Annotated in this window: 4 protein-coding genes; all 4 read right to left on the reverse strand. The window is 34.7% G+C overall.

Annotated features, from left to right (window positions below; genetic code table 11):
• Positions 1–123: 123 nt before the first annotated feature.
• The 4 genes from ACIFOT_RS32035 to ACIFOT_RS32050 all read right to left on the reverse strand — a co-directional run bounded on the left by ACIFOT_RS32035 (position 124) and on the right by ACIFOT_RS32050 (position 4,751).
• Positions 124–636: a DUF3231 family protein gene (locus ACIFOT_RS32035; protein WP_430072946.1), complete on the reverse strand. Its 513-nt coding sequence runs from the start codon at positions 634–636 to the stop codon at positions 124–126.
• A 266-nt stretch (positions 637–902) separates the two neighbouring features.
• Entirely contained in the window at positions 903–1,925 is a 1,023-nt protein-coding gene (locus ACIFOT_RS32040) for a DUF3231 family protein (RefSeq protein WP_430072949.1), read from the reverse strand.
• Between the two features lie 373 nt (positions 1,926–2,298).
• Complete coding sequence (locus ACIFOT_RS32045; RefSeq protein ID WP_430072951.1) at positions 2,299–3,378, reverse strand: nitric oxide synthase oxygenase; 1,080 nt, start codon at positions 3,376–3,378, stop codon at positions 2,299–2,301.
• Between the two features lie 332 nt (positions 3,379–3,710).
• Complete coding sequence (locus tag ACIFOT_RS32050) at positions 3,711–4,751, reverse strand: DUF3231 family protein (RefSeq protein ID WP_430072954.1); 1,041 nt, start codon at positions 4,749–4,751, stop codon at positions 3,711–3,713.
• Between the last annotated feature and the right edge of the window lie 185 nt (positions 4,752–4,936).

Below are 4,936 nucleotides of genomic sequence, written 5' to 3' on the forward strand. Positions count from 1 at the left end.
ATCAGTACATTTCTTCACAAACTCTAAATTAAATTGATATGTTCGCTTTTAACAATTAGCAATTCATGGGTTGCTGGGTACGCATAATAAAAAACACGGCTAGAAAATAACCGTGTCCAAAAATTAACAATCACCATGTTTATTTAGATGCAGTGGAGGTGGGACGAGCCATCCTTTTTCTTTATTTAAACGAAGCACTTTTGCTCCAAGGGCTGCCTTTTGGTTATGAAATTGACCATACATCATGGCAACGTCTTCCCTGATGGATTTACCGATTACTTGGCTGCAAGTTACTAATCCAGCAGCAATATCAGCGGAAAGTGTAGCTGCAATTGCTGGATCTGGAATTCTTGCACCAACTGGAATATCCTCCAAACATGCATCTGGAGGCTCTGGAGCAGCAGGTGGTAAGCCGACACCGTTTTCTTTTAATAGCTCTTCAACCTGTTTTTTTTCTTGCTGACAAGTTTCAATTGCTTCTACTAATAACTTCTTTAAATCTTCATCACCTGCATGGTTCAACATCGTTTGATAACCTGCAATCATACTATTTCCGACTAGTTGAGAAGCCCAAATATCAAAGACTTCCCCGTAGTGTAAAGGTTCTTCCTTTGGATTCCCACTTAAAATTCCCATCGTTATCCTCCTTAGTGAATATGAAAATTTACTCATATTAAGCACCTTTCTTTAAGCACTTATATAGCTTTTCCATCACTAGAAAAGAATATATATTATTTATTATAATAATTGTGTATATTTTGCTAGCTCATAAAATTTGCGTTAGAGTCGAAAAAGAAAAAGGTTATCGGAACAGCCATTTTTTCTTAAACTCAAGCAAACATAATCATAATGATATTAAAAAAAGTCCTTACTGTTAAATGCAGAAGGACATTAATTGTGATTTACAATTGATTCTTTTTTCTTATTAATTCATCTCTATCGGATGCCATTGGAGGCTGTTCCAGCCATCCATTTTTAATCATGATATTAGCTCCATCTTCAGAATACATCTGAACTTCTAAGGATAGCCTGTTATACATTGTACTAATATCTCCTCTAGGACTTTGACTAACAGCTGTACCATAATAGCCAACGCTCAAAGAAATCAAACCACTTGTGAAGAACATCATCAGTTTATCAGAAAAAGAAGGGGTTGTACTATTTGTTATTTCTGAATCCCAACCCATGGGTGCAGGAAGTTTACTTTCCTCTAGCTTACTTCTAAATATTTTAATATGTTTATTCCCAACTTCTAAACCCTTTAAAAAGAATTGTTTTACATCCTTATCCTTTGCAACTTGACTAAATCCAGTAAGTGCAGCTACCCCCAAGGCATTTCTTTGCAGATTTGCAAATATATTTTCGACTTCGGCTGCAATTAATGGTCTTTTTTCTCCGAACACATCTAACATAAACCATTGCTTTTTTACAAATTCAACATCCTCTAAATTAGGCAGGCTCGGTGACCTGATAAACAATCCTTTAGACAATAATAATTCAGTTGACTTATCATATAATTGCATTGTTTCTGTAAGGCAATCCATGTAATAGGCTCTTATATCACTCCTTACAGATGTTCCAACACTAGCAGCATATGTTGTAAGTCCAACCTTAGACATTTGGTTTAAAAAATTAAGTACAAAACTGTCGGAATAAAGTCTAGGAGCAGTTAAATCGACATCCTCTTCAATACTAAAACCATGTGGAACTACATTTTTTTCCTCTGTTAGTATCGCTGTAATCTTTTGAATATGTGACTTAGATAATTCTAGAGCAAATTCAATTATAGGCTTAATTTCAATATCCTCAGCTTTTTCTAAAAAAAATGTTAGAATACATGTGCTAGAGCTATCATTTAAGTATTGAAGCCAAAGTTGACCAATTTCTCCCGCTGTTAGCCTAATCTGTTTTTCTCTTTCATCCATAAGTAACCTCCAAAAAAGTTATACTAAAAAATACCATCCCCTGAAATTACCTATAGTATGTATTAGTTACCTTAATACCCCACCTTGCAAAATATGAGCCAGCAATCGCTAAAGTTGCATACTACTTCTTATACTGTTCTATCTTCAACTAAACTGCCTCTATAGTTGAACAAGAAAAAGGAGCTGCCGCAACTCCTTCTTCAACTCAAGCACCCGTTACTTTAAGTACAGTATTTCACAATCTAACTCGTTAATCGAACAAGGAAGAGTAGATGCATTATTTAGGCATCCTACACTGTTAGTTAATAAGCACCATTGAAAAACCAGAATATTAAATTATTAAACGAAGATTTTTGTGGACTACACTAAAAAATTAATATGGGTTGGGTTGATAAAAATAATTGGGTTTTTTAATGTCATTATTATATGGTTTGTGGAAAATATGGGTTGCAGCTGGTGACAGTGGTGGAATAAGCCACGTCCAGTCGCCTGTAATAGACCTTTCACTTGCCCTTTCTTTTTCTTCGAATTTTTTGAATTGTTGTGCAGCCGTATGATGGTCTACAATACTAACCCCATCCTCCTTAAAGGAATGTAACACTGCAGTATTCAATTCTAAGAGTGCCCTATCCTTCCATAAAGATATATTACTTTTTATGTCCAACCCCATTAATTTTCCTATTTGAGGAAGCATATTATACCGCGATTCATCCGCAAAGTTCCTTGCCCCTATCTCAGTCCCCATATACCAGCCATTAAAAGGAGCAGCGGTATACGTAATGCCGCCAATTTCTAAAATCATATCCGAGATCATCGGTACTGCATACCATTTCAAATTTAAATCATTAAACCATTTGTAATTGGGATGACGAATTGGCACTTCGAGAAGAAGCTTTTCTGGAATCTGGGCTACTTTTGGATGATGATCATTTATTTGAACGACTAAGGGTAAAACATCGAAATTTCCAAACTTCGGTTCCCATCCTAAATCTATACAGGTCTCGGTAAAGGAAATGGAGTGTGGATCCCCTAAAACACCTTGTTCCGTTTTGTAACCTGCATAGCGAATTAATTGGTGATTCCATATACGAACTTTTTGGTTCGAAGCTTTTTGTGAAAAAATGGTGATTGTAGGGCGTATTCGACCCTTATTCGTTGCATATTCAATGTGTCCAAATAAGGCTTCGATAATTTCTTCTTCTGTCTTTAGGTTCCTCTTATCGATCACGGTTAATTGATCCCAAAATAATCTTCCTATACAACGGTTACTATTACGCCAAGCCATTTTTGCCCCATATTCAAGCTCTAGGTTGGTGTGTTCATAAAAACCTTTATTCCGTATCTGTTCATTCAATTCATTCAATCTATGTTCCACTTCCTGCTCTGTTTTATTTAATTCTCTATAACAGGTCCGGATAAATTCCTCAGCTTCCTTTAGTAAATCAGTAATCAAAACAAATCCTCCTTGGATATATGGCAGATAATATCCTATTATGTAAAAAAGATCCAAGCCTAAACAAATAATATTGTTTCAAAATCAACTTTACCATTTAACCCAAAGAGATTTCCATCCCATTTCAACAATCCTACTCCGTTAGCACAACAAGAAAAAGGGATCGCCGCAGCAATCCCCCTTAAACTCTAGCACTCCGTTATTTTAAGTGTAATTTTTCACAATCTTTTTATTAAAGTAAACCCAAAAAGGCGATTGCATGTTTAAGTATCTTCCCATATTACAATCAAAAATAAATAATTAAACCATAAAACAAACGAATAAGATGATAATTAAACTCTGTCAAATGCTTTTGGCGGTGATTCCAACCAGCCTTTATCAATCATGATATTTGTAGCATCATCGACAAATAGAGTAACGTTTATGAGGGTTCTCCCGTACAAAAATCCTATATCCCTTCTTCCATTTACCGCAAGTGAGTTCCCAAAAGCCCTTATCTTCATTGAGAACATGTCCACTTTATGAAACAGCATTATTTTATCGGAAAAAGGGGGATATGTAGATGTTGTAACTAAATGGTCAATGTATGACGGTGTTTGCATGTGTTCAGTGTGCAGTTTTTCCATATACTGTTTAATTGACTTATCAGTCATTTCTAAACCTCGTTTAAACAACGCCTTTATCTTTTCATCTCTAACTGTCTGATAAAATCCCAATAATAATGTCTTACTTGTTACATTATTCTCAATGTTATCATAAAGATGAGTAATTTCTAATGCATGTAATGGTCGGACATCTCCAACAAAACCATTTAAGTAACTTTGTTTTTGAATAAAATCATTTGTTTCTGGTGTTGGAATAATAGGAGGTTTTGGGATATACTTTTTTTCCGCTAATACATTATTAATTTGCCCTAAAAGGATAGATACACAATTATTAAGATAAATAAAAAATTCTCTTATATCCTCCCTCATTTGTATTGGAACTGCTACTGCGTAAATGCTAAGCCCTGCCTTAGCCACATATTTTAAATAATGAATGTAAAATTCATCTTCGTATAAACGTGGGGCACCAAGATTTACATCCTCTTCAGTAAATCCTACAGGTATAGGGAAATTATCTTTCTTAAAAATTTCTTCTATCTTCTTCATAAAATCCTTTGATAAGGCTAAACCATTTTCCAATAGTTTCTTTATATATTCATCATCGCAATGTTGTAGAAAATAAGTTAATATTTGACTGCACATTCTATTTCCCACATAAGTCGCCCAAAGTTTTCCCATTTCAACGGATGTTAAAGGTTGAGTCTCATCTAATGCTTTTGAACTTAAATCAATTGGCTTTAAAATATCCATTGGATTTAAAGTATCCATGATTAATCTCCCTTTTCCCATATTTTTGTTTAGGATTACCATCGGATAATAATATAATTCAAACTAATCTGCCAGTTAGCGGAACAAGAAAAGCGACTGCTCTTGTTCAACAATCGCACCCGTTCGTATTATAAGGTTAGCCAGAATGCTAAATATTTCTGGTTGACCATTTTTTATATGGTTTT

The sequence above is a fragment of the Neobacillus sp. NRS-1170 genome, assembly GCF_050468025.1.